The organism is Actinomycetospora endophytica, assembly GCF_021026375.1.
In the GTDB taxonomy this organism is placed as follows: domain Bacteria; phylum Actinomycetota; class Actinomycetes; order Mycobacteriales; family Pseudonocardiaceae; genus Actinomycetospora; species Actinomycetospora endophytica.
This window is the reverse complement of sequence record NZ_JAJNDB010000004.1, coordinates 359,914-382,477: the sequence shown is the minus strand read 5'-3', so window position 1 is coordinate 382,477 and position 22,564 is coordinate 359,914. Positions and strand designations below refer to the sequence as shown.

Genomic DNA, 22,564 nt, shown 5'->3' with positions numbered 1-22,564 from the left:
GTGCTCCCCTGGATGGTGCTCCAGCCCCCGAAAGTGCTCACATGGGCGGATGCCCGCCCACGTCGCCGGAGTCGACTCCTCCACCCAGGCCACCAAGGTCGTCGTCGTCGATCCGGCGGACGGCCGAGTCGTCCGCGAGGCCCGGCGGTCGCATCCCGAGGGCACGGAGGTCGATCCCCGCGCCTGGTGGACGGCGTTGCAGGAGGCGCTCGGCGAGGTCGGCACCGACGACGTCGCGGCGATCGCCGTCGCCGGCCAGCAGCACGGGATGGTGCTCTGCGGCGAGGACGGCGAGCCGGTCCGCGACGCCCTGCTCTGGAACGACACCCGTTCCGCCGGCGCCGCGGCCGACCTGATCACCGAGCTCGGCGGGTCGCAGGCCTGGGCGGACGCGGTGGGCACCGTCCCGGTCGCGAGCATCACCGCCACCAAGCTGCGCTGGGTCGCGGAGCACGAGCCCGACGTCGCCGACCGGGCCCGTTCGGTCCTGCTCCCCCACGACTGGCTGACCCGCAAGCTCCGGGGCGACGGCGCGGGCCCGGTGACCGACCGGGGCGACGCGTCGGGCACCGGGTACTGGTCGCCCCACGAGGAGCGCTACCGCCCCGACCTGCTCGAACTCGCCTTCGGGCGCACGCCGGACCTCCCCCGGGTGGCCGGACCCGGTGAGGCGGTGGGCCGGGGCACGGGCGTCGCCGGCGGCCTCGTCGTCGCCGCGGGGACCGGCGACAACATGGGCGCCGCGCTCGCGATCGGGGCCGCCCCGGGCGAGCTCATCGTCTCGCTCGGCACCTCCGGCACGGTGTTCGCCTCGGCCGCGAAGCCGACCGCCGACCCGACGGGGCTGGTCGCGGGGTTCGCCGACGCCCGCGGCCGCTACCTGCCGCTGGTGTGCACGCTCAACGCCGCCCGGGTGCTGGGCGTCGGGGCCGGCCTCCTCGGGGTCGAGCCGGACGGGTTCGACGAGCTCGCGCTGGCCGCCGGACCGGGCGCGGGCGGGCTCGTGCTGGTCCCGTACCTCGAGGGTGAGCGCACCCCGGACCGTCCCGACGCGACGGGGCACGTCGCCGGCCTGACCGGCGCCAACGGCACCCGCGAGAACCTGGCGCGCGCCACCGTCGAGGGCATGCTCTGCGGGCTCGCCGCCGGGGTCGACGCGCTCGCGGACGTCGGCGTGCACGGTGAGCGGGTGCTGCTCATCGGGGGCGGCAGCCGGTCGCGGGCGGTCGCCGCGATCGCGCCCGCGGTGTTCGGGACGGATGTCGAGGTGCTGGCGCCCGCCGAGTACGTCGCGCTGGGAGCGGCCCGGCAGGCCGCCTGGGCGCTGCACGGCGAGGAGCCCGACTGGCGGATCCGCCGCGACGTCGTCGTCGAGGCCCGGGACGACGACCGCGAGGCGGCCCGGGCGGTCCGCGCGGCGTACGGAGCCGTCGCGAACGCGGTGTGACGCGCCGGTGCGCCGCACGGTGGGATGTCCGCGTGACCGAACCGCTCCCCCTCGCCGAGGACGACCTCGACGAGCCCGGGATCATCGCGCCCGGCGCGATGCGCACCCGCGGCTCCGCCCCGCCCGACGTCGTGCTCTGCTTCTTCCCCGAGGTCGTGACGGCCCTCGCCGCGCACGCCCCGGAGGCGGCCGTGCTGCACTCCGAGAACGGCCGGTCGCCGGTGCTGGCGCCGACCCGCCCGGACGGATCCACGGTCGGCGTCGTGCACCCGGGGGTCGGGGCCCCGATGGCGGCGGCGTCGCTCGAGGAGCTCGTCGTCCTGGGAGGACGGCGGTTCACCGCGGTCGGTGGGGCGGGCGTGCTGGTCCCCGACCTGGTGCTGGGCCACGCGGTCGTCGTCGACTCGGCGCTGCGTGACGAGGGCACGTCGTTCCACTACCTGCCCGCCGGGCGCACCGTCGACGCGGACCCGGCCGGCGTCGAGGCGCTCGTCGCCCGACTCCACGCCGCGGACGTCGCCCACACCGTCGGCCGGACCTGGACGACCGACGCGGTCTACCGCGAGACCCGTGCCCGCACCGACCGCCGCCGCGCCGAGGGCTGCCTCACCGTCGAGATGGAGGCCGCGGCCCTCATCGCGGTGGCCCGCTTCCGCGGCGTCGCGTTCTCGCAGGTGCTGTTCGCGGGTGACTCGCTCGCCGGCGAGCAGTGGGACCACCGCCGGTGGACCACCGCGCGGGAGGCGCGGCGGGCGCTCGTGGAGGTTGTCGCGGACGTCACGGTCCCGTGACCAGCGTCAGCCCCATCGAGTCCAGCACCGGTGCGATCGGCTGGAAGTAGGTGGTGCCGCCGGCCACGCAGTCGCCCGTCCCGCCGGAGAGCGTCCCCTGGGCCTGGGCGGAGTCGGGGGTGAGGTACGGCCCGCCCGAGTCGCCGGGGTCGGCGCAGACGGTGGTCTGGGTGAGACCGGTGATGACGGTGCCGCTGCCGTAGTTCACGGTGACGTCCGTGGCCTGCACGACGCCGCAGTGGTAGCCCGACGTCGACCCGGAGCGGCAGACCTGGGTGCCGGTGGACGCCGGGGTCGTGCCGGTGATCGTCGGCCCGCCCTGGATCCGCCCGCTCCCCTGCCAGACGGCGGTGTTGGTGACCTGGACGATCCCGAAATCGTGGCCGGGGTAGTCGGTGCGGACCGCGGTGCCGACGGGCCGCCGGTCGGGCCCGTTCCAGGTTCGGCCCTCGGCGGTGCAGTGCCCGGCGGTGAGCAGGTAGGTGGTCGTGCCGCGGCGGGCGGAGAACCCGTCGGAGCAGCGCGTCCCGGATGTCGTGATCGTGGTCCCGCCGATCAGCGGGCCGGGTGGTGCCGGGGCGTCGAGCGGGCGGATCGGCGCGGACATCGGCTGGACGCGGACCGCGGACGGGTCGTCGTCGGCGGCGAACGCACCGGCCGAGCGGGTGGTCGGCCCGACGACGGCGACCACGGTCTGGTGGGTGCCGGGGTCGACCCACCAGGCGGTGACGTTCGCGGGGGCGGTCGCCCGCCGGGCGTCGAGCCGGGCCTTGGCCGCCTGCCCCGCGCGGGGCGCGACGGGGGTCGACCGGCTCGTCGTCCCGGGCCCGGACGGCAGCGGCGGGGGCGTCGGGGCAGCGAGCGCCGGCGAGGCGAGCGCGACGGCGGCGACCAGCGCGGCGAGCCCGGGGACGAGGGCGCGGATCCGGCGACGGGGAGGGCGGGGGGAACGCACGCGGGCCTCCGTGGTCGAGCCGGGCCGCCACCCGCACCGGGCCGGCCCGACGGGCACGTCCGCTAGGGCGTGCGGCGTCGTCGATCAGCCCGATCAGACTAGAATCTGCCGCCCGTCACGACCTCTCCGATGACCCGGTCGGATGACGAATCCACCGTTCCCCCCACCGCCACGCCGGTGATCGACATTCGGGCGGCGAAGTGCTCGCCCAGCGAACACTTCGCCGCCCGATTCGCGATCACGGCCGCGGGGCCGGGCCGATGCGGGGCCGGGGCGGACCTACTTCGCCGGCGCCGGCCCGGCGTCGCGCAGCCGCGTGACGGTCAGCCCCTGCGCCCCCTTGGCCGCGACGACCCCGACGCGGTCGTTCACCGCCACCGCCGACGCCTGGCTCGCCGCCTTCTGCTTGCGGACCTTCGAGGTCGGGGTGAACGCGTAGGTCTGGGTGAAGCCGTCGGTGCTGCGGACCGTGACCGACGTCGGCGACGAGGCCGTGACGACCCCGCGCTGGAGGTCGACGGTGCGGTCGCCCGCCTTGCCGTGCAGCGTCACCTCGCCGTGCTCGACCCGGCGGGCGAGGGGGTGGCGGGCCTTCTTCGCGGGGGCCTTGGTGGTCGGGGCGGCCGAGGGACTGGACGTGGTCGGCGGAGTGCTGGTGTCCGCGAGGGCGACGGCCGTCCCGCCGCCGGCGAGGGCGACGACGACGGCCGCGACGAGCGCGGGGCGGGCCCACGAGATGCGCATGGAGAGCTCCGGTTCTCAAGTGATCGACGAGGCCGGACGTGCCCGAGGATCGACAGCCCCCGGACGACCCGTCCGACGTCGCAGGACGTTAGGAAAAGAAACTGAGGACGCGGTGAATCCGCCGGGCCCCGGCGTCACGCGTTCAGGGAATCGTCAGGAAGGGGGGAAATAGTTCCTCCGACGCACCCGGAGTGGCTCCGGAGCGCTCGGCTATCGTGACGCCGTGTCCGATCGATGGGACCCGCGCCCGCGCGGGCGAGGTCCGTCGCGGTCCGCCGCGCCCCCGCCCCCGGCGCCGCGCCCGCCGTCGGCACCGGGTGGGTCCGGGCGCGGACCATCGCGGTGGTCGACCCGTTCCGGAGGCCAGGGCACCCCTCGCCCCGCCCCCGCGGGCGGGTCCCGACCCGGACAGAGCGGGACGTTCGCGGTCGGCCCCGGCTATCCGTGGCCGCTGGTCGTCCTCGGCGCGGTCGTGCTGACCGGCCTGCTCGCGTGGCTGCTCCTGCACCGTGGCGGCCTGCTCGGGCTGATGTTCCCGATCGGCTACCTCGTGGTCTGCATGCTCGGAGTGGCGATGGTGCGGGCCGAGTCGGTGGCCGTGCCCGCGCTCGGGGCCCCGGTCGTCGCGTTCCTCGGGCTGGTGATCGCGGCGATCGTGACCGGTGACACGGCCAGCAGCACATTGTTCCTGCTCGGCGTCTTCGCGCCGCTCGCGGAATTGTTCTGGTGGATGCTCGTGGCGACGGCGGCCTGCCTCGTCGTCGGATTCCTGCGTTTCCGCCAGGTCCGTCCGGGGTGGTCCCCGGCCGCCGCCGTGCGCGGGTCGGGAGCCGCCTGATGGCCGGCCCGCCCGACGGCAAGGACCAGGCCGGGGGCTTCCGGATGCCCCGCCGCGGCGACACCCGGCCCGACGGGAGCAAGGGCGGCCGGCCCTCGCCGCCGCCCGGCGGACCGCGACCCGGGCCACCGGCTCCCTCCCCCGGCCGACGGCCCGGGCCGCCGCCACCCGCGGGGCGCCCTCCGGCCGGTCCGCCACCCGGCGCGGGACACCCCGGCGGCCCGCCGCGGAACCCTCCGCCTCCTCCCCAGCCCCCGCCTCCGGGTCCCGGGCGACCCGATGCCGGCGGTCGGCCCACGCCGAACCCGACCCGCGTCGCACCCGCCGTCGAGCCCGAGGAGGCCGCCGCCGCCCCGTCCGGTCCGGGCGGGGGCGGTACCGGCGACGGTGCCCGCGCGTTCCTCGAGCGTCTACGCGCCACCGCGTCGAAGCGGGTGCTGCTGCTGGTCCTGGCGGCCGCGTCGATCCTGCTGCTGATCGTCAGCGGCGGGGTCGTGCTGGCCGCGCGCTCGATCGACTCCGGTCTGAGCCGCGTCGACGTCATCGGGACCTCGTTCGGCTCGGTGCTGGGCACCGACCAGAACATCCTGCTCGTCGGCCTGGACAGCCGGACCGACAGCTTCGGCAACCCGCTCCCGAAGGACCAGCTCGCCGCCCTGCACGCCGGTGCCAGCGACTCCGGTGGGGACTCGACCGACACGATCATCGTGCTGCACATCCCCGGCGGCGGGGGACCCGCGACCGGGTTCTCCATCCCCCGCGACTCCTACGTCGACCTGCCGGACGGTTTCGGCAAGCACAAGATCAATTCGGCCTACGCCTACGGGTCGAACGCCGCCCGCCCGGAGCTCGCCAAGGACGGCGTGACCGGGAACAACCTCGCGGTCCAGGCCGGCGCGGCGGGCGCGAAGACCTCCATCGGCGCCGTCGAGTCCCTCACCGGGCTGACGATCACCCACTACGGCGCGGTCAACCTCGCCGGGTTCGCCGACATCAGCTCGGCGATCGGCGGCGTGCCGGTGTGCCTCAACTCGAAGGTCAACGACACCTTCTCCGGCGCGAACTTCCCGGCGGGCCAGCAGACGGTCTCCGGGGCGCAGGCTCTCGCGTTCGTCCGCCAGCGCCACGGCCTGCCCGGCGGCGACCTCGACCGCGCCCGCCGCCAGCAGGTCTTCCTCTCGAGCATGGCCCGCACCGTGCTCTCGTCGAACACGATCACCGACTCGACCAAGCGCAACGCGCTCATCGCCGCGCTCGACAAGGCGATCACCGTGGACCGCTCGCTCGACGTCCTGTCCCTCGCCAGCCAGCTGCAGGGCGTGAGCTCCGGCTCGCTCGGGTTCCACACCATCCCGATCGTGAACGCGAGCTACGACACCGGCGACGACGGCGAGGCGGTGCAGGTCGACCCGTCCGCAGTGCAGAAGTACATCTCCGACACCATCTCCGGGTCGTCGTCCCCGGGCACCTCGTCCGGGTCCGCCGGCTCGTCGCAGGCCTCGGGCGCCTCGTCGAACTCGGCGTCCAAGACCTCGGCCGCCCCGGCGGCGGCGCCGAAGGCGAGCGGTGCGCCGGCCGTCCCGGCCTCGGACGCGGGCACGGCCGCCCCGACGGTGCCCTGCGTCAACTGACGCCGTCGACCTCCTCCAGGGCCCGCCCGGTGGTCAACGGCCCGAGCAGTCCGACGTCGAGGCAGAGCACCACGATCAGGACCGCCGACCCGCCGAACACGGCGACCGGACCGGCGCTCGCCAGCAGCGGGACGGCGATGAACGGCAGCACGACGGACGTGGCGCGCGAGAGCGAGTAGGCGACGCCGCTCGCCGTCGAACGGATCGACGTCGGGAAGATCTCGGCCTGGTAGATGTGGAACGAGTTCGAGAAGACGTTGCTCGCCGAGGTGAGCAGGAAGCCGGCCAGCACGATCAGCCACGGCGTCGAGGCCGCGGCGAACACGATCCCGAAGACCGCGATCGCCAGCGCCGAGGCGATGATCAGGTACTTGCGCTCGAACCGCTCGACCAGCGGCACGGAGATCAGCGAACCGATCGGGTAGCCGGCGAAGCTCAGCGCGGCGTAGCCGAGGGAGTCGGTGATCTCGAAGCCCTTCGCGACCAGGACCAGCGGGGCGAGCGTGCCGAAGCCGTAGTAGGCCACCGTCTGCAGGATCTGGAAGACGAACAGCATGATCGTGCGGGTCCGGTAGACGCCCGTGAACGCGATCTTCAGGACCTCGCGGGTCGACCGGGCGCGCGGCCCGGCGCCGGGCGGCGGTTCGGCGGCCCGCGCCGGGATGACGTCGGCGGCCTCCGGCGCCCCGGCCCGCGCGGCGATGTCGCGGACCACCGCCTCGGCCTCGTCCCGACGACCGCGCGACTCCAGCCACCGCGGCGACTCCGGGAGGACCCGGCGCATCCAGATGACGAAGAACGCGCCGAGCGCCCCCGCCACCAGCAGCCACCGCCAGCCCTCGATCCCCGCGATCTGCTGGGCGGCGACGAGCTTGCCACCGAGCAGCGCGGCGACCGGGACGCCGAGGAAACCGACCGTGTAGGCCCACGCGATGTAGCGGCCCCGGACCTTCCCGGGCAGGAACTCGGCGAGGTAGGTGTCGACGAGGACCAGCTCGCAGCCCAGCCCGATCCCGGCCAGGAACCGCAGGACCAGGAACGTCTCGATGTTCGGCGAGAAGGCACAGAGCAAGCTGAAGAACGAGTAGGTCAGCAGGTTCAGCAGGAACACCCGACGCCGCCCGAGCCGGTCGGCCGCCACCGACAGCACGTTGGCGCCGACGAACATGCCGAGGAACCCGCTCGCCACCACCGCGGCCTTGCCCACCGAACCGAGCGCGAACTCCTTGGCGAGGATCGGGGCGAGCACGCCGCCGAGGAACACCTCGTACAGGTCGAAGAACGACCCGATGCCCACGAGCACGACGATCAACTTGTGCCAGCGGGACAGCGGGAGGGTCTCGAGGACCGCGCTCGCGCCCCCGGTCGTGGATGCGCCCGCCTCGGTCGCCATCGTCGGCCTCCCCGCCTCGTCCCGACACCGATGTCGTGAGCACGGGAAACTACCCCGGTCGTGTGGTCTTCGTCAGGTGGACATCTCAGAGGTCGAACTCGGCGCGGCGCTCCTCGGGCACGAGGTCCACGTAGTCCGGGTGCTTCGCGATCCAGCCGCGGACGAACGGGCAGTACGGCAGCACGGCCAGGCCCCGGCCGCGGGCGTCGTCGAGGGCCGCGCGGGCGAGCCGGCCGGCGAGGCCCTTCCCGGCGTAGGCGTCCTCGACGAGCGTGTGCGTGAACGAGATCGACGCACCGCGGCGGTGGTACTCGGCGAAACCCGCCGTCGTGCCGTCGACCCGGATCTCGTACCGGTGCCGGGCCTCGGCGTCGACGACGTCGGGGGCCCCCGTCACGCGCTCGTCCGCCATCGTGTCCTCCTCGTCGCGCCGGATCCGGCTCCATCATGCCGGGCGGACCGGCACACTGATCACCGATGAACGCCGCGAGCGACGACGAGACCCGCGCGCACCGGGCCCGCTCGTTCGGACGGCTGGCCGCCGACTACGACCGGATCCGCCCCGGCTATCCCGCCGCCGCGATCGCGGCGTTGCCCGGAGGTCCGGTCGTCGACGTGGGCGCGGGGACCGGCAAGTTGACGAGGGCGCTGGTGGCGGCCGGGCACCGCGTCGTCGCGGTCGAGCCCGACCCGGGCATGCGGGCCGTGCTGGTCGGGCACGACCTGCCCGGGGTCGAGGTCTACGACGGCGTCGGCGAGCGGCTGCCGGTGCCCGACGGTGCGGCCGCCTCGGTCGTCTACGGGCAGGCCTGGCACTGGGTGGACCCGGACGCGGCGTCCGCCGAGGCCCGGCGGGTGCTGGGGCCGGACGGGCTGCTCGCCCTGCTGTGGAACCTGCCGGACCTCGCCGTGGACTGGGTCGCCGAGCTGAACCGGATCTCGGGCCAGCCGGAGCCCCGGGAGCATCCCGAGGCGCCCGTCCTGCCCGGCTTCGGGCCGCCCGAGGTGATCGACACCCGCTGGTCCCAGGAGCTCACCCCGGACGAGCTGGTGCTGCTGTTCTCCACGTTCAGCCGCGTGAGCACCCGGGAGCCGGCGGATCGGCAGTCGGTGCTCGAGCGGCTCCGGGACCACCTGGCCCGCAGCCCCGTCACCGCAGGCCGGGCGACGCTCGACTACCCCTACCGCTGCCTGACGCTGCTCTACCGCGAATTGGCCGGAAAGCGCACCTGACATCCACTGACCGACGAGCCCCGACCGTTCGCCCGGGCGTCGCGGTCCGGCGGCGTGGAGGGCACCTCCCGGCGGTATACGAGCCACGGCAGGTCCCGATCTGCTGTGCCGCCCGTGCCTCAGGAGGTCCGTCGTGGAAGGTCCGCTGGCTCACGCCGCCCGGACGCGTGCCGAGCGCGCGTTCGTGGACAACCTGGGGGCCGCCACCCGGGTGGCCCGGGACCGGGCCACGGGCTCACGGCCCGAGCGCCTGTCCAAGCGGCTGCTCGTGGACATCTCGCACGCCGTGGAGAAGGCCGTGATGTCCGGCCGGGTCGAGCAGCCCACCGTGGTCGTCGCGCTCTTCCAGCGGCTGGTGCACTTCGACCGCGAGCGGGCGGTCTACGAGCGGATGGCCGAGGCCGGGGTCACCGTGGTCGTCGGCTTCGTCTCCGGCGAGGAGCCCGCGCCGCCCCGCGGCGTGGACGTCGTCGGGCTGGCGCCGGACGAGCCCATGGCCGACGAGTGGACGGTCGTGGCCCTCGGGCCGCACGCCGGAGCGTTCCTCGTCGCGACCGACCAGCACGCCCACGACCCGGCCGAGCGGGCGGTCGAGATGGGCCGGGTGTTCGACGGCCGGTGGGGGTTCTCCCGCACCCAGGCCGCCACCGAGCTCGCCCGGCTCCGGTTCGCCCTCGGCACCCGCCTCGATCCCGCGCTCGCCCGCACCGTCGACGACCTGCTGGCGCGCACGATGCCGACCGGCGGCGAGCAGGCCGGGTCCGCCGGGTCGCCCGGCGAGATGTGGGCGACGACCTCGCTCTATCACATGATCGACCGGATGCGGGACGCGCACGCGGGCACCCGGGAGCTCCGGGACCAGCTCGCGGACGCGCACGACGCGGCCGGGACGCGCGCCGCCGTCGCGACCGACCCCACCAGCGGCCTGCCCACGGCGGAGTTCCTCGACCGCTGGGCCCCGCGCGGCGGGCCGGGTGCGCTGCAGGTCGGGCTGGCGCTCTTCGAGATCGCGGGGTTCGACGACCCGGCGCTCGACGACGCCCGCGCGGCCTACCACGTCGGGCACCGGGTGGCGGCCGCGTTGAGCGAGCCCCTCGGGCCGGTCGACGTCGCGGTCCGGCTGGACCGGCGCACGTTCGCCGTCGTCGTGCCCGGGGCGTCGTCGCGCCACCTCGCCGAGCTGGCCGACCGGATCGGCGAGGGCCTGGAGCTGGCGTCCGAGGGGCACCCGGGCGTCCCGCTCGACGCCCGCGTCGCCACCACGACGGCCCGGACGCGGCCGCTCCCGATCGGGGAGCTCCGCGAGGCCCTCGCCCACGCCGACTCCGCGACCGGACCGGTCGACGCCGGTCCGACGCCGTCCGGGGGCCGCATCGTCGTGGCCTCGTCGGGGGCCCTCGACGAGCACGGTGCGCCGGACGGGAACGAGTGGTTCGACACCCACGCCCACACCCACGACGACGAGTTCGTAGGCCGGCACGTGCGCCCACCCGACGACGGCCACGAGGGTGCGAACGGGCACGGGGGCGTGTCGAACGGCCCCGCCACGCTCCCGCTCCCCCGCCGGATCGCCCAGGAGACGCTCGGGCGGCTGTCCGCGCCGCCCGACGGCGACCTGTTCGAGGGGCACTGACCCCACGCGGCCCCGAGGTCAGGCGGGCTGCAGGCGCCAGTCCCCCGCCGTCTCGTCCCACGCCATGCGGACCACACCGCGCGCCCGCGCGGCCTTGGCGAAACTGAGGAACGAGGCGAAGCCGTAGGTCTTCTCGGAGAACCCGGGGCGGCGCTTGCGGACGCGGTCCTTGAGCCCGGACAGCGGGACCCCGTTCCCGGACCGGGACTCCTCGGCGACGACCTCGGCGAGCAGCCGGAACGCGTCGTCCTCGGCCGGCTCGTTCTCCGGGAACGACACCTCCGGGTCCCCGGCCGCCGAACCCGTGGAGAGCTCGACGATCCGCTGGTCGCGCAGGTGGCGCAGCAGCTCGCCGAACCCGCGGAACCCGTGCTCGGCCTCGTCGAAGGTCGGGTCCTGACGCAGGATCGCGCGCTTGAGCCGGGAGGCGAGGACCGCGCCGTCGCCCTGCCGGGCGAGCCCGGACAGCGTCCGGGTCACCAGCCGGCCCACGGCCTCGTCGTCGTCGGGCGTGGCCGCGGCCGTCTCCGCCTCGGTGCCGGCGACGGGTGCCGGCGCGCCGGTCTCGGGAACGGGCTCCGGCGGCGGTGCGGCGGCCTCGAGCAGCCGGTCGTAGTAGAGGAACTCGTCGCAGGCCGGCGGGAGGAGCCGTGAGGTCGACGAGGCGACCCCGATGCCGATCACGCGCTTGTCCAGCTCCCGCAGCTTGTGCACCAGCGGGGTGAAGTCCGAGTCGCCGGTGCCGATCGCGAAGGTCGTCACCCAGGACCGCTCGTAGGCGATCTCGACGGCGTCCACGGCCATCTTGATGTCGGCGGCGTTCTTGCGGGAGCCCCCGAGTCGCTGCGGGATGTCGATCAGCTCGACCTGCGCCCGCGCGAGCAGCCGACGGTCCTCGTCGAAGGAGGACCAGTCGGCGTACGCGCGCCGCGCGACCACCCGGCCCCGGACCGCGAGCGCGTCGGCCACGGGCGTGAGGTCGAACGGGCTCACCCCGAGGCCCTCCCGAGCCCCGATCGCGAGGTTGTCGTAATCGAGCAGCAGCGCGATGCGCTCGTCGCGCTCGTCGGGGTTCCCGGCCATGCCGACCAGCCTGTCAGGCGATCACTTCAGGATCTGGACCTGGTCGTACACGTTGAGGTTGTCGAAGAACTTCTCGGAGTCGGCGTGCGAGAGGTGCACGCAGCCGGCCGAGTCACGCTGGAGGCTGCCCTCGTGGAAGGCGTCCCCGGGCGCGAAGAACACCGAGTTGTTCATCGGCGCGTGGTCGTACTCGTCGCTCTTGTGGTTCTTGTCCTTCCACATCACCGAGAAGGTGCCGGTCGGGGTCTCGTACCCCTTGGCGCCGGTGGTCACGGTGACGGGACCGTCGATGACGTGGCCCTTGCCGTCGGTCAGCCACGCCTTCTTCTGCGAGATCGAGACGCAGGCCTTGGCCGTGATCGCGCACGGCGTGGCGCTCTTGCCCCCGGTCGCGGGGGCGGGCGCGGCGGCGGGGGCCGGTGCGGCCGCCGGAGCCGGAGCGGGCGCGGCGGCCGGAGCGGCCAGCGCGGGGACGGCGAGCTGGATGAGCCCGATCCCGGCGGCGCCGGCGGCGCCCACGCCGAGTCGCAGGCCACGTCCCCCGTTCCGGGAACGAGAGCTCGCGTGGTGACGACCCATGGTGTGCCCCTTCGCGGTCGGTGATGCGTGACGTTCCGGTCTCTCAACGCTCACGGACCGGTTTCGTTTCGGTACGACGACGAGGAGTGTGCACATCGGATCGGGGCGTCACTCGGGCGGGGTCACGCTCCTGAGCTGGCATTATGCCGCCGAACCGACACAGAGACGACACACTGCCCGAACCGGATCAAACGGTCATACGATGATGACACACCCGACACGCCGAGGATTTCTGAGGAGTTCTCATGAATCTCGGCATGGTCACGATCTGGTCACGACGTGCTGTCACCCGATCGAGTGGCGGTGTCGGGATCGGCACACCACGCGCACGGCAACCCGGCCGCCTCCCGGACGTCGGGCGCCGTCGGCTGATCGGGACCAGACTGCGGGCATGGCCGGCGTCGAGGCAGGTCCCACCCGTACCGAGGTGATCGAGGAGCTGACCGCCCCCGGCGGTCCGTCGGAGTTGGGCGAGGCGGTGGTGCGCGGCGTCGGGTTGCGGGTCCACGTCACCGGCCCGCAGGTCCTGCGGGACGTGCACGACGCGACCGCCGCGTACGGCGACCGCCCCTTCACCGTGTACGACGGCGAGCGGGTCACCTTCGCCGAGCACCGCGCCCGGGTCGCGGCGCTCGCCCGCCGCTACGCCGAAGCCGGCCTGCGCCACGGTGACCGGGTCGCGATCTGCCTGCGCAACTACCCCGAGTGGGCGCCGCTGTGCTGGGCCGCATGGGTCTCGGGTCTCGTCGTGGTGCCGCTCAACGCGTGGTGGCAGCCGGCGGAGCTCGCTCACGCGGTCGGCGACGCGGCCCCGCGCCTCGTCGTCGCCGACGGTGAGCGCGCCGCGGCGCTGCGGTCGGTCACGCCCGACGACGTCGATGTGGTCGTGGTGCGTGGCGCGGCCGACGGGTGCGTGCCCTTCGAGCGGTTCCTCGGCGAGGTCATCGACGAGTCGCTGCCGGACGTCGCGCTCCACCCCGACGACGACGCCTTCATCCTCTACACCTCGGGCACCACGGGGCGACCCAAGGGCGCCGTCGGGACCCACCGGAACCTCTGCACCGACGTCCACAACCGCCGCATCGGCGTCGCCGCGACCGCCCGGCTGACCGGAGCCGTCCCGCCGTCGGCGCCGGGGTTGCTGCTCACCTTCCCGATCTTCCACGTCGCGGGGCTGTCCGGGATGGTCACCGCGACGGCGGGCGGGTCCACCCTGGCCACGCAGTACCGCTGGGACGCCGACGACGCGTTGCGCCTGATCACGACGCACCGGCTGACCACGGTCTCGGGCGTCCCGACGATCGCGCGCGATCTCGTCCGCGCGATCGCGGCGCACCCGGAGGCGGACGTGTCCTCGCTGACCGGGATCGGGATGGGCGGCGCTCCGATCCCGCCGGAGCTGGTGCGCCGGGTCGCGGGGCTGGGCTCCCCCTCGAACGGCTACGGTCTCACCGAGACCACCGCGGCCATCGCGTTCAACGTCGGGGACGACTACGTCGACGCGCCCGACGCCGTCGGCCGGCCGGTGCCCAGCGCGGACGTGCGCGCCGTCGACCCGGACACCGGCGCCGACCTGGGCGAGGGCGCCGTGGGCGAGCTGTGGTTCCGCGGCCCGAACGTCGTCCGCGGGTACTGGAACGCCCCGGAGGCGACCGCCGCGGCCTTCGTCGACGGGTGGTTCCGCACCGGCGACCTGGGACGGGTAGACGGCGGGGTGATCCGGGTGGTGGACCGGCTCAAGGACGTGGTCATCCGCGGCGGGGAGAACGTCTACTGCGCCGCGGTCGAGGCCGAGCTGCTCGAGGTGGACGGGGTGCTCGACGCCGCGGTCGTCGGCATCCCGAACCCCACCCTCGGGGAGGAGGTGGCGGCCGTCGTGGTGCACGCGCCCGGGGTCGTGCCGGACGAGGCGGCGCTGCGGGAGCGGGTCGCGACCCGGATCGCGGCGTTCGCGGCCCCGACCCGGATCACGACCACCACCGAGGCGCTGCCCCGCAACGCCGTCGGGAAGGTCCTCAAGCGGGATCTCCGGGACGGGTTCGGGTGATCGGTCGCGGGACCGCCCTGCGCGACCCCATCGTTGATCACCAGCACGCTGGGCAGGTCTCGAGGCGCGCGGACGTGCGTGACGTACCCCTGATCAACGTCCCGGCGCTCGGCTCGCCCGCCAGGGGCACTCCAGGCACTCCGCCGGGCGTGAACGCCTGCCTGACGTACCCCTGATCAACCCGTCGCCCGCCTCAGCCTCGAGGTCGAGCGGGGGACGCGCGGTACCAGGCTCACCCGCGCGCGAGCGGGCACTCTGGATCCATGACCCGGGGTGACACGACCGAGCTCGCGGCGGTGCTGCGGCAGTGGCGCGAGCGGCTGACCCCCGCCGACGTCGGGCTCCCCGCCGGTCCGCGGCGCCGGACGCCGGGGCTGCGCCGTGAGGAAGTGGCACGACTGGCGGGGGTGTCGGTCGACTACGTCGTGCGTCTCGAGCAGGACCGGGGGCCGCACCCGTCGTCGTCGGTGCTGGGAGCGCTGGCCCGGGCGCTGCGCCTCTCGCCACCGGAGACCGGGCACCTGTTCGACCTGGCAGGCGTCGCGCTGCCCGGCCCCGGGCGGGTCAACGACGTCGTGCGCCCGAGCGTGCTGCGGCTGCTCGACCGGATGCAGGACCTCCCGGCGATGCTCGTCGACGCCCGCCGGAGCCTTCTCGCCTGGAACCCGCTCGCCGACGCGCTGATGGGCGACGTGTCGACGATCCCGCGCGAGCGCCGCAACCTGCTGTGGATGCGGTTCGGCCCGCCGCTCGAGGGCCACGCGCTGGTCCTCGACGAGAACGGCGACCGCGAGCGGCTGGACCGCTCGGCGGTGGCCGACGCCCGCGCCGCCCTCGGCCGCTACCCCGACGACGCGGTGCTGCGCGGCATGGTCGACGAGCTCCTGGCGTCGAGCGAGCGGTTCGCCGCGCTGTGGGCGGAGCGCCCGGTCGAGGACCGCCGGGTGGACCGCAAGTCCCACGACGTGCCCGGCATCGGGCGGATCACCCTCGACTGCGACCAGCTGGCCGTCCCCGACGACGACCAGCTGCTCATCGTCTACTCCGCCGCGCCGGGCAGCCCCGACGCGGAGAAGCTCGACCTGCTGCGCGTGGTCGGCCTGCAGACCGTGTGATCAGCGCCCGTGGAAGGTCGGCTTCTCCTTGGCGAGGAAGGCCTCGACGGCGTCGCGGTGGTCCTGCGTGGCGCCCAGCTTGACCTGCGCCTGGGCCTCGTGCGCGAGGACCTCGCCGAGCTGTGACACGGTGCCGAGCGCGACGGCCTTCTTGATCTCGGCGTAGGCCACGGTCGGGCCGGCTGCCAGGCGCCGGCCGAGCGCCAGCGCGGCGGCCTCGGTGGCCTCGGCGTCGGCGGCGACCTCCCGGACGATGCCCCAGTCGCGCGCCTCCTCGGCGGTGAAGGTGTCGCCGAGCATCAGCAGGTCGGTGGCCCGCGAAGCGCCCACGCAGTGCGCGAGGGTGGCCGAGAGCCCGGAGTCGCCACCGAAGCCGATGCCGGAGAACGCCGTCGCGAACTTCGTCCCGGCGGCGGCCACCCGCAGGTCACAGGCCAGGACGAAGCCCAGGCCCGCCCCGACGGTGGTGCCGGTGATCGACGCGACGACCGGCTTCGGCATCCCGGCGAGCGCCGCGGCGATCGGGTTGTAGTGCTCGGTGACGGTGTCCAGCGACCCGCCGGGCGTGCTCTCGCTGCGCAGCGACTCGGCGTGCTCGCGGAGGTCCTGACCCACGCAGAAGGCCGGACCACTGGACGCGAGGATCACCGCCCGCACCGAGTCGTCCTCGGCGACCTCCTGCAGCGCGTCGCGCAGGGCGACCTTCAGCTCCACGGTGAGCGCGTTGCGGGAGTCCGGCCGGTTGAGCCGGACGGTGGTCACGGCCTCGACGTCGTCACGCTCGACGAGGACGGGCAGGTCGGTGGGGTCAGCGCTGGCCATGGGGTGATCGTGGCATGCCCCACCGATAGCGGCCGGGCCCCGCTCAGGCGCCGACGGGTTCGGGACTCGAGAGCGGCTCGGGCATCGGGAACAGGTCGAGCAGCCGGTCGACGGCCGCCCGGTCCCCGGCGAGGGTGAGGACGCCGTCGGCGATCGCGGAGTCGACCGGGTGGCCGGTGTAGAGGACCGCCGCCCACGCCTCCGGGGCCTCGGCGGTCACCGTGGCGTCGGCCGTCGTGGTCTCGCCGCGTTCCATCGAGAACGTGCCGTCCCCGATGCTCGCGACGAAGGGCTGGTCGGCCAGGACGAACTGCACGACCTCGTCGACCCCCTCGGCCTTCTCCGCGGAGAACATCGTGCGCATCGAGAGCACCAGGGAGTCGACGCCGATGTGCTCGGCCTCCGGGAGCGAGCGCGACGCCCAGCGCCCGAGGGTCTGCAGCACCGGCTCGAGCTCGGCGCCCCACTCGGTGAGCTCGTACACCGCGGACGCGGCGGGCGGGGGCAACCGGCGCCGCCGGAGCACGCCCGCGTCCTCGAGCTCCCGCAGGCGCTGCGAGAGGACGTTCGGGCTGGCGTGCGGCAGGCCGGTCCGCAGGTCGGTGAACCGCTTGGGGCCGAGCAGCAGCTCCCGCACCACGAGCAGCGCCCACCGCTCGCCCACGAGGTCGAGAGCGTGGGCCGCCGCGCATCCGTCGAAGTAGTCGCGCCGAGGAGCCATGAGCGGACGGTACCCCGGATCGACCGTCGAGTCACTTTGTAGGACCGTGAGCTGACTCATCAGGACGCGTCGTCCGGGCCCGGTCGGGTTCCCGTCTCCCGCCGTTCCGAGCGAAGGGCACCTTCGCTCGAATAGACGGGCGAGGGGCGCCGACCGCCGGAATCACCGCCCGCCGCCCCGAACGAACGAAGGGCACCTTCGATCGACTAGATCGACCGAAGGTGCCCCTCGCTCAGAACGGCCTGATCACGTCCCCGGCGCGATGAAGAACTCGAGCGCGATCCCGTCCGGGTCCGCGAACGAGATCCCCGAGCCGTAGTGCGCCTTCTTGACGCCGCCGTGCTTGATGCCCAGCTCGTCGAGCCGCTTGCCCCAGGCCTCGAGCGACGCGGAGTCCGGCAGCGCGAACCCGACGTGGTCGAGCCCGGTGCGGCGCGCGTCGAATCCGTCCTTCGCCTCGCGGCCCATGTGCGTGTGGAGGCCGAACAGCATCCCGCCGTCGAGCGCGTAGACGGTGTGGTGGAACTCGCCGCCCTCCTCGTCCTCGTCGAGTACCGGCTCGGCGCCGAAGAGACGGGTATACCAGTCGGTCGAGCGCTTCAGGTCGGAGACGGTGATCGCGACGTGCTGCAGTCCGGGGAAGGCCATCGGGCGGGCTCCTTTGCCTCTGTCGTCCGTGTCGTCGGTGTCGTTCAGCGGTGCTGCCAGACCGGCGACCGCTTCGCCAGGAAGGCCGACATACCCTCCTGCGCGTCACAGGTCATGGCGTTCGCCGCCATGACCTCGCTCATCTCGGCGTAGGCGTCGTCCTCGGAGAGGTCGACCTGCCGATAGAACGCCTCCTTGCCGATCCGCAGCGTCACGCTGCTGGCGTCGGCGACCTTCTCGGCCATCGACCGGACCGCCGAGTCGAGCTCGTCGGCCGGGACGGCGGCGTTGACCAGGCCCCATTCGACGGCGGTCGCGGCGTCGATCGTCTCGCCGGTGAGCAGCAGCTGCATCGCCCGCTTGCGCCCGATGGCCCGGCTGACGGCCACCATCGGCGTCGAGCAGAACAGGCCGATCTTGACGCCGGGGGTGCCGAAGACGGCGTGGTCGGCGGCGATCGCGAGGTCGCAGGTCGCGACCAGCTGGCACCCGGCGGCGACGGCCATGCCCTGCACCGCCGCGATCACCGGCTGCGGCACGTCGTGGACCGCGCGCATCATCTCGGTGCAGACCGCGAACACCTCGCGCTCCTCGGCCAGGGTCCGGTCGACCATCTCGGAGAGGTCGTGGCCCGCGGAGAACGCGGGACCCTCGGCGGCGATCACGATCACCCGCACGCCCTCGTGCGCGGCGACGTCGCGCAGCCCGGCGGTGAGGGCACGCATCGTCGCGACCGAGAGCGGGTTGCGACGGCGGGCGGCGGTCAGCACGACGCGCGCGACGGCGCCGTCGACCTCGGTGCGCACCGTGTCGGCGGCTGCCGGTGACGTGGCGGGCTGGGTCGTGACCGGGGTCGCCATGACCCATGGTCTAGCAGCCATCCGTCCGCGACGACAGTGCGCGCGGCGGCCCACCGACGCCTGACGACGAGTCCGACGGGGCCTCACCCCTGCGGACGCAGGGGCGGCGCCGAACGGCCGTGAGCGACGTCGCGGCTTTGCCCTCTCGCGAACGCTGCGGTTCCAGACCGTCGGTGACCCGTGTCACCGTCTCGGCCATGAGCGCTCCGCCCGGCACGAGGGTTCCGGCGGCCGTCGTCGGCCCCGGCAACATCGGCACCGATCTGCTGGCCAAGCTCGCCCGGAGCTCGACCGTCGAGGTCACGGCGATGGTCGGGGTGGTCGAGTCTCCCGGCCTCGACCGGGCGCGCGCGGCCGGGATCGCCGCCTCGGCCGAGGGCGTCGACTGGCTGCTCGCGCAGGATCCGCTGCCGCGCATCGTCTTCGAGGCCACCTCCGCGCGGGCCCACGCCGCGAACGCCCCGCGCTACGAGGCCGCGGGCATCCGGGCCGTCGATCTCACGCCGGCCCACCTCGGGCCGATGGTCTGCCCGGCGGTGAACATGCCGGACCACCTCGACGCCCCGAACGTCAACATGATCACCTGCGGTGGGCAGGCCACGATCCCGATCGTGGCCGCGGTGTCGCGGGTGGTCGACGTGCCGTACGCCGAGATCGTCGCCTCGGCCGCCTCCCGCTCGGCGGGGCCCGGCACCCGCGCCAACATCGACGAGTTCACCCAGACCACGGCGCGCGCGGTCGAGGAGGTCGGCGGCGCCGCGCGGGGCAAGGCGATCATCATCCTCAACCCCGTCGAGCCCCCGATGATCATGCGGGACACGATCTTCTGCGCGATCCCCGGCGAGCGCTGGGACGACGCGACGACGACGGCGATCTCGGCCTCCGTTCACGCCATGGTCGCCCGGGTGCAGGAGTACGTGCCCGGCTACTCGCTACGGGCCGATCCGCAGTTCGACCCGCCTCGCCCGGAGTGGGGCGGTCGAGGCCGGGTGGCGGTGTTCCTCGAGGTCCGCGGCGCGGGTGACTACCTGCCCGAATACGCCGGGAACCTCGACATCATGACGGCGGCGGCCACCCGGGTCGGCGAGCTGATCGCGACCGAGCTGCTCACCGCGGGGGTGCCGGCATGACGAGACCGGAGATCAGGAACGACGTCCGCATCACCGACACGACGCTGCGCGACGGCTCGCACGCACAGGCCCACCAGTTCACCGAGGAGCAGGTCCGGGACACCGTCCGCGCCCTGGACCGGGCGGGCGTCGAGGTCATCGAGGTCACCCACGGCGACGGTCTGGGCGGCTCGACGTTCAACTACGGGTTCTCCCACACCGACGAGCTCCGCCTGATCGCGGCCGCCCGGGAGGAGGCCCGTACCGCCCGGATCGCCGTGCTGCTGGTGCCCGGCATCGGGACGGCGGACGACCTGCGCCGTGCTCACGACGCGGGCGCCGAGGTGGTCCGCGTCGCCACCCACTGCACCGAGGCCGACGTCAGCCCGCAGCACTTCGGGGTCGCCCGGGAACTGGGCATGGAGACCGTCGGGTTCCTCATGATGGCCCACCGCACGCCGCCGGAGGACCTGGCGAAGCAGGCCCGGATCATGGTCGACGCGGGCTGCCAGTGCCCCTACGTGACCGACTCCGCCGGAGCCCTGCTCATGCACGAGGCCCGCGCCCGCTTCGAGGCTCTCGTGGCCGAGGTCGGCGACGAGGCCTGGGTCGGCTATCACGGTCACCAGAACCTGAGCTTCGGCGTGGCCAACTCGGTGATCGCCGCCGAGGTCGGCGTCAAGGAGATCGACGGGTCGCTGTGCGCGCTCGGCGCGGGGTCGGGCAACTCCCCGACCGAGGTGCTCGCCGCCGTGTTCGACCGCCTCGGCATCTCGACCGGGCTCGACGTCATGGCCTTGCTCGACGCCGCCGAGGACGTCGTGCGCCCCTACCTGCACCGCTGGCCGAAGATGGACCGCAACGCCATCGTCCAGGGCTGGGCGGGCGTGTACTCGAGCTTCCTGCTCCACGCCGAGCACGCGGCGGAGCGCTACAAGGTCCCCACGCACGAGATCCTGCGACGTTGCGGCGAACTGGGCCTCGTCGGCGGCCAGGAGGACATGATCATCGACGTGGCGCTCGAGCTGGCGCGCGGACGGGAGCAGGGCTGATGGGGACCGTCCCGATCCGGCACGTCATCGACGGCGCGGAGGCCGACTCGCTCGACGCCGCGGTGTTCGGATCGGTCGACCCCGCCACCCGCGAGCCGTACGCCGAGGTCGCGCTGGGGTCGGCCGCCGACGTCGACCGGGCGGTCACCTCGGCCCGGCGCGCGTTCGACGAGGGTCCCTGGCCGCGGATGGGCACCGCGGAGCGCGGGACGATCCTCCAGCGGCTCGCCGACCTCGTCGAGTCCCACGCGGACGAGCTCGCCCTGGCGGACACCACCGACATGGGCAAGCCGATCGACGACGCCCGCGGCAAGGACGTCCCCCGCTGCGCGCAGAACCTGCGCTTCTTCGCCGACCACGCCCGGATGACCCCGGCCGAGCAGTACCCGATGGACTCCGGGCACCACGCCTACTCCCGCTACGAGGCGGCCGGCGTGGTCGCGGCCATCGCGCCGTGGAACTTCCCGCTGATGCTGGAGTCCTGGAAGATCGCCCCGGCGCTGGCCTGGGGCAACACCGTCGTGCTCAAGCCGGCCGAGGACACCCCGGCCTCCGCGTCGATCCTGGCCCGGCTCGCGACCGAGGCGGGCATGCCGCCCGGGGTGCTCAACGTCGTGCACGGGTTCGGCCCGGACTCGGCGGGCGAGGCTCTCACCGCGCATCCCGGGGTCGACCGGATCACGTTCACCGGCGAGTCCGCGACCGGGCGGGTCATCTCCGAGGCCGCCGCCCGCCGCCTGGTCCCGGTCAGCCTCGAGCTCGGCGGCAAGGGCGCGAACGTGGTGTTCGCCGACGCCGACCTCGACGACGCGGTCGCCTGGTCGATCCGCGCGATCTACACCAACGCCGGTCAGGTCTGCCTGGCCGGCTCGCGGCTCTACGTGCAGCGCCCGGTCGTCGAGGAGTTCACCGCGCGGTTCGTCGCGGCGGCCGAGGCCCTCGTCGTCGGGGACCCCAAGCAGCCCCGCACGCAGGTCGGCCCGCTGGCCTCCGAGGCCCACCACGCGAAGGTGGTCCGTCATCTCGAAGGCGTCGAGGCGCAGGGCGGCAAGATCCTCACCGGCGGCACCGGCGACGGCTGGACGGTCCGCCCGACGGTCGTCGTCGGCGTCGGCCCGGACGCGCCGCTGCAGCGTCAGGAGGTGTTCGGCCCGCTGGTGACGATCACTCCGTTCGACGACGAGGCGGAGGCGGTGCGGCTCGCGAACGACACCCCGTACGGCCTCAACGCGATGCTCTTCACCGAGAACCTCTCCCGCGCGCACCGGGTCGGCGCGGCGCTGCGAGCAGGCACGGTCTGGGTCAACTGCTTCTTCGTGCGCGACCTGCGGGCGCCGTTCGGCGGTGTCGGGGACAGCGGCGTGGGTCGGGAAGGAGGTACGTTCAGCCGCGAGTTCTTCACCGAACCGAAGGCGGTCGTCATGGCGATACGGGACGGGGACTAGATGCCGGTCGTGGAGATCCACCTCGTGGAGGGTCAGCACCTGCCGGCCCGCATCGAGGAGCTCCTGCAGAGGGTCAGCGAGCGCTACGCCGCCGTCCTCGAGTCACCGATCGGCCGTGTCCGCGCCTTCGTGACGATGCACCCGCCCGAGCTGTGGGCCACCGGTGGGATCACGGCCGCCGTCGACGGCGACCCGGCGCCCTACTTCGTCGCCGCCGTCCTGGAGGGCCGGCCGATGGAGCAGCGGCAGCGGCTGCTCCGGGAGCTCACCGACGCCCTCTGCGACGTCCTCGGGGTGACGCGGTCCCGGGTGCGGGGCCGCGTCGCCCAGGTCCCGCCGGAGGACTGGGCGATCGGCGGTGTCCCGGCGTCGTCGAAGCGCCGCGAGGAGATCGTCGCGCGCTCCTCGATGCTCTGAC

Annotated in this window: 22 protein-coding genes; 12 read left to right on the top strand and 10 right to left on the bottom strand. The window is 74.2% G+C overall.

The genetic code is table 11. The annotated features are described in order from the left end of the window. The first annotated feature begins 49 nt into the window (after positions 1-49). A complete protein-coding gene (gene xylB, locus LQ327_RS19990; protein ID WP_230736950.1) occupies positions 50-1,447 on the top strand; it encodes a xylulokinase in 1,398 nt (465 codons plus the stop codon). Between the two features lie 32 nt (positions 1,448-1,479). After that, positions 1,480-2,238: a nucleoside phosphorylase gene (locus LQ327_RS19985; RefSeq protein ID WP_230736948.1), complete on the top strand. Its 759-nt coding sequence runs from the start codon at positions 1,480-1,482 to the stop codon at positions 2,236-2,238. On the opposite strand, the gene LQ327_RS19980 is transcribed toward LQ327_RS19985, so the two are convergent. Together LQ327_RS19980 and LQ327_RS19975 are read right to left on the bottom strand one after the other, a co-directional pair. Continuing rightward, entirely contained in the window at positions 2,225-3,193 is a 969-nt protein-coding gene (locus LQ327_RS19980) for a S1 family peptidase (RefSeq protein WP_230736946.1), read from the bottom strand. The genes LQ327_RS19985 and LQ327_RS19980 overlap by 14 nt on opposite strands. Before the next feature lie 279 nt (positions 3,194-3,472). Further along, positions 3,473-3,937 carry a hypothetical protein gene (locus tag LQ327_RS19975; RefSeq protein ID WP_230736944.1) on the bottom strand — a complete coding sequence of 155 codons (465 nt, stop codon included), beginning with the start codon at positions 3,935-3,937 and terminating at the stop codon, positions 3,473-3,475. 223 nt (positions 3,938-4,160) lie between these two features. On the opposite strand from LQ327_RS19975, the gene LQ327_RS19970 reads away from it, so the two are divergent. Both LQ327_RS19970 and LQ327_RS19965 read left to right on the top strand, forming a co-directional pair. Continuing rightward, positions 4,161-4,775 (top strand): DUF6542 domain-containing protein, encoded by a 615-nt coding sequence (locus tag LQ327_RS19970; protein WP_230736942.1) that lies wholly within the window; start codon positions 4,161-4,163, stop codon positions 4,773-4,775. After that, positions 4,775-6,406, top strand: coding sequence for an LCP family protein (locus tag LQ327_RS19965; protein WP_230736939.1), 1,632 nt, complete (start codon positions 4,775-4,777; stop codon positions 6,404-6,406). The genes LQ327_RS19970 and LQ327_RS19965 overlap by 1 nt, the downstream gene beginning before the upstream one ends. Here LQ327_RS19965 and LQ327_RS19960 read toward each other — a convergent pair. Continuing rightward, positions 6,399-7,799: an MFS transporter gene (locus LQ327_RS19960; RefSeq protein WP_230736937.1), complete on the bottom strand. Its 1,401-nt coding sequence runs from the start codon at positions 7,797-7,799 to the stop codon at positions 6,399-6,401. The two genes, LQ327_RS19965 and LQ327_RS19960, sit on opposite strands and share 8 nt — an antisense overlap. 85 nt (positions 7,800-7,884) lie before the next feature. Continuing rightward, positions 7,885-8,211, bottom strand: a complete 327-nt coding sequence (locus LQ327_RS19955) for a GNAT family N-acetyltransferase (protein WP_230736935.1) — start codon at positions 8,209-8,211, stop codon at positions 7,885-7,887. 65 nt (positions 8,212-8,276) lie between these two features. Between LQ327_RS19955 and LQ327_RS19950 the strand changes: the two genes are divergently transcribed. Next, positions 8,277-9,032: a class I SAM-dependent methyltransferase gene (locus LQ327_RS19950; protein ID WP_230736933.1), complete on the top strand. Its 756-nt coding sequence runs from the start codon at positions 8,277-8,279 to the stop codon at positions 9,030-9,032. Between the two features lie 133 nt (positions 9,033-9,165). Further along, entirely contained in the window at positions 9,166-10,665 is a 1,500-nt protein-coding gene (locus LQ327_RS19945; RefSeq protein ID WP_230736931.1) for a DICT sensory domain-containing protein, read from the top strand. Positions 10,666-10,683: 18 nt separating this feature from the next. Here LQ327_RS19945 and LQ327_RS19940 read toward each other — a convergent pair whose 3' ends face one another. After that, positions 10,684-11,748, bottom strand: a complete 1,065-nt coding sequence (locus LQ327_RS19940) for a PIN domain-containing protein (protein ID WP_230736929.1) — start codon at positions 11,746-11,748, stop codon at positions 10,684-10,686. Positions 11,749-11,769: 21 nt separating this feature from the next. Beyond that, positions 11,770-12,267: a L,D-transpeptidase gene (locus LQ327_RS19935; protein ID WP_230736927.1), complete on the bottom strand. Its 498-nt coding sequence runs from the start codon at positions 12,265-12,267 to the stop codon at positions 11,770-11,772. A gap of 451 nt (positions 12,268-12,718) precedes the next feature. Here LQ327_RS19935 and LQ327_RS19930 point away from each other — a divergent pair, with 451 nt between their 5' ends. Further along, positions 12,719-14,374 carry a class I adenylate-forming enzyme family protein gene (locus LQ327_RS19930; protein WP_230736925.1) on the top strand — a complete coding sequence of 552 codons (1,656 nt, stop codon included), beginning with the start codon at positions 12,719-12,721 and terminating at the stop codon, positions 14,372-14,374. 263 nt (positions 14,375-14,637) lie between these two features. Further along, positions 14,638-15,489, top strand: a complete 852-nt coding sequence (locus LQ327_RS19925) for a helix-turn-helix transcriptional regulator (protein WP_230736923.1) — start codon at positions 14,638-14,640, stop codon at positions 15,487-15,489. Here the strand turns inward: LQ327_RS19925 and LQ327_RS19920 are convergent, their stop codons facing one another. From LQ327_RS19920 to LQ327_RS19905, 4 genes are all read right to left on the bottom strand, one after another. After that, positions 15,490-16,311 carry an enoyl-CoA hydratase/isomerase family protein gene (locus LQ327_RS19920; RefSeq protein ID WP_230736921.1) on the bottom strand — a complete coding sequence of 274 codons (822 nt, stop codon included), beginning with the start codon at positions 16,309-16,311 and terminating at the stop codon, positions 15,490-15,492. Between the two features lie 43 nt (positions 16,312-16,354). Next, positions 16,355-17,032, bottom strand: coding sequence for a winged helix-turn-helix transcriptional regulator (locus LQ327_RS19915; RefSeq protein ID WP_230736920.1), 678 nt, complete (start codon positions 17,030-17,032; stop codon positions 16,355-16,357). A 246-nt stretch (positions 17,033-17,278) separates the two neighbouring features. Next, on the bottom strand, positions 17,279-17,680 hold the full coding sequence (locus LQ327_RS19910; protein WP_230736918.1) for a VOC family protein: 402 nt from the start codon (positions 17,678-17,680) through the stop codon (positions 17,279-17,281). A gap of 44 nt (positions 17,681-17,724) precedes the next feature. Beyond that, positions 17,725-18,540: an enoyl-CoA hydratase gene (locus LQ327_RS19905; protein WP_230736916.1), complete on the bottom strand. Its 816-nt coding sequence runs from the start codon at positions 18,538-18,540 to the stop codon at positions 17,725-17,727. Between the two features lie 197 nt (positions 18,541-18,737). Between LQ327_RS19905 and LQ327_RS19900 the strand changes: the two genes are divergently transcribed. Genes LQ327_RS19900 through LQ327_RS19885 form a run of 4 tightly spaced genes read left to right on the top strand, consistent with a single transcriptional unit; the run spans position 18,738 to position 22,563 of the window. Then, on the top strand, positions 18,738-19,670 hold the full coding sequence (locus LQ327_RS19900; protein ID WP_230736914.1) for an acetaldehyde dehydrogenase (acetylating): 933 nt from the start codon (positions 18,738-18,740) through the stop codon (positions 19,668-19,670). After that, a complete protein-coding gene (gene dmpG / locus LQ327_RS19895; protein ID WP_230736912.1) occupies positions 19,667-20,701 on the top strand; it encodes a 4-hydroxy-2-oxovalerate aldolase in 1,035 nt (344 codons plus the stop codon). The genes LQ327_RS19900 and dmpG overlap by 4 nt, the downstream gene beginning before the upstream one ends. Beyond that, positions 20,701-22,146 (top strand): aldehyde dehydrogenase, encoded by a 1,446-nt coding sequence (locus LQ327_RS19890; protein ID WP_230736910.1) that lies wholly within the window; start codon positions 20,701-20,703, stop codon positions 22,144-22,146. The genes dmpG and LQ327_RS19890 overlap by 1 nt, the downstream gene beginning before the upstream one ends. Beyond that, the gene (locus tag LQ327_RS19885) at positions 22,147-22,563 is read left to right on the top strand and encodes a tautomerase family protein (RefSeq protein WP_230736908.1); all 417 of its coding nucleotides are present in this window, start codon (positions 22,147-22,149) and stop codon (positions 22,561-22,563) included. The last annotated feature ends 1 nt before the right edge of the window (position 22,564 follow it).

What these genes read in the sequence shown, in the direction of transcription:
- LQ327_RS19925 (WP_230736923.1), top strand. Translation starts at nt 14,638, where the DNA reads ATGACCCGGGGTGACACGACCGAGCTCGCGGCGGTGCTGCGGCAGTGG.
- LQ327_RS19915 (WP_230736920.1), bottom strand. Translation starts at nt 17,032, where the DNA reads ATGGCTCCTCGGCGCGACTACTTCGACGGATGCGCGGCGGCCCACGCT.
- LQ327_RS19960 (WP_230736937.1), bottom strand. Translation starts at nt 7,799, where the DNA reads ATGGCGACCGAGGCGGGCGCATCCACGACCGGGGGCGCGAGCGCGGTC.
- LQ327_RS19965 (WP_230736939.1), top strand. Translation starts at nt 4,775, where the DNA reads ATGGCCGGCCCGCCCGACGGCAAGGACCAGGCCGGGGGCTTCCGGATG.
- xylB (WP_230736950.1), top strand. Translation starts at nt 50, where the DNA reads ATGCCCGCCCACGTCGCCGGAGTCGACTCCTCCACCCAGGCCACCAAG.
- LQ327_RS19905 (WP_230736916.1), bottom strand. Translation starts at nt 18,540, where the DNA reads ATGGCGACCCCGGTCACGACCCAGCCCGCCACGTCACCGGCAGCCGCC.
- LQ327_RS19890 (WP_230736910.1), top strand. Translation starts at nt 20,701, where the DNA reads ATGGGGACCGTCCCGATCCGGCACGTCATCGACGGCGCGGAGGCCGAC.
- LQ327_RS19975 (WP_230736944.1), bottom strand. Translation starts at nt 3,937, where the DNA reads ATGCGCATCTCGTGGGCCCGCCCCGCGCTCGTCGCGGCCGTCGTCGTC.
- LQ327_RS19885 (WP_230736908.1), top strand. Translation starts at nt 22,147, where the DNA reads ATGCCGGTCGTGGAGATCCACCTCGTGGAGGGTCAGCACCTGCCGGCC.
- LQ327_RS19930 (WP_230736925.1), top strand. Translation starts at nt 12,719, where the DNA reads ATGGCCGGCGTCGAGGCAGGTCCCACCCGTACCGAGGTGATCGAGGAG.
- LQ327_RS19955 (WP_230736935.1), bottom strand. Translation starts at nt 8,211, where the DNA reads ATGGCGGACGAGCGCGTGACGGGGGCCCCCGACGTCGTCGACGCCGAG.
- LQ327_RS19910 (WP_230736918.1), bottom strand. Translation starts at nt 17,680, where the DNA reads ATGGCCTTCCCCGGACTGCAGCACGTCGCGATCACCGTCTCCGACCTG.
- LQ327_RS19950 (WP_230736933.1), top strand. Translation starts at nt 8,277, where the DNA reads ATGAACGCCGCGAGCGACGACGAGACCCGCGCGCACCGGGCCCGCTCG.
- LQ327_RS19900 (WP_230736914.1), top strand. Translation starts at nt 18,738, where the DNA reads ATGAGCGCTCCGCCCGGCACGAGGGTTCCGGCGGCCGTCGTCGGCCCC.
- dmpG (WP_230736912.1), top strand. Translation starts at nt 19,667, where the DNA reads ATGACGAGACCGGAGATCAGGAACGACGTCCGCATCACCGACACGACG.
- LQ327_RS19920 (WP_230736921.1), bottom strand. Translation starts at nt 16,311, where the DNA reads ATGGCCAGCGCTGACCCCACCGACCTGCCCGTCCTCGTCGAGCGTGAC.
- LQ327_RS19940 (WP_230736929.1), bottom strand. Translation starts at nt 11,748, where the DNA reads ATGGCCGGGAACCCCGACGAGCGCGACGAGCGCATCGCGCTGCTGCTC.